Genomic DNA, 736 nt, shown 5'->3' with positions numbered 1-736 from the left:
GAAATTAGCGGCTGGGCTAAAACTTAAAGTACCGTCGGCATTAAGCAACACACTGCCGTTAACCACAGCCACACTTCCGCCTACTGCTATGGCCGTACCGTTAATGGCGGTAATGGTATGTCCTGCATTTTCAAAACTGTCATTGGCATTCACGTCAAGAGTGACAGCGGTGTCTTCATTGGTCGCAAAAGCATCATCGGCAATATCCACTACAGGATTAATGGTAATGCCTACGGTATCGCTGTCGAGCAGCGCACCGTCTGTAGTACTCATGGTCAAGGTATCGGAACCGTGGTAATCGGCTACTGGACTGTAGCTTAAGCCATCCAAAGCCGCAGTGATTGCTGCAGGAGAACCGCTTAAAGTAACCGATCCTGTGCCATTATTGGTGATGGTCACGCCTGCAGTTGCAACAGCCGTCAAACTGCCGTGCAGTACAGAAACCGTAGTCGTCACCACCGCACTGTCAGTATCGGCAACGCTGAGCGCATTACCGTTAGCGGAGCTGAACACTTGATTGGCGTCTTCACTCAACGTTTGTGCACCAGACACACTGTTCACCGGAGCATCATTGACCGCATTCACCGTCATAGTAACGGTAGCCGTTTCTGTCGTTCCGCCAGAAGTGACGGTATACGTAAAATCAGTCGTTCCGTTGAAATTAGCGGCTGGGCTAAAACTTAAGGTACCGTCGGCATTCAAAAGAACCGTTCCATTCACAACATTGACGGAACCG

The 736-nt window shown here is 50.1% G+C and carries 1 protein-coding gene; it reads right to left on the bottom strand.

All coding sequences use genetic code 11. From position 1 onward, the window contains the following. On the bottom strand, nt 1–736 hold a 736-nt coding region (locus tag Lwor_RS12095), incomplete at both ends, for an Ig-like domain-containing protein (RefSeq protein ID WP_193786623.1).

The organism is Legionella worsleiensis, assembly GCF_001467535.1.
GTDB lineage: Bacteria > Pseudomonadota > Gammaproteobacteria > Legionellales > Legionellaceae > Legionella > Legionella worsleiensis.
Note: the sequence above shows the minus strand (reverse complement) of the source record. Positions and strands in the feature narration are given on the sequence as shown.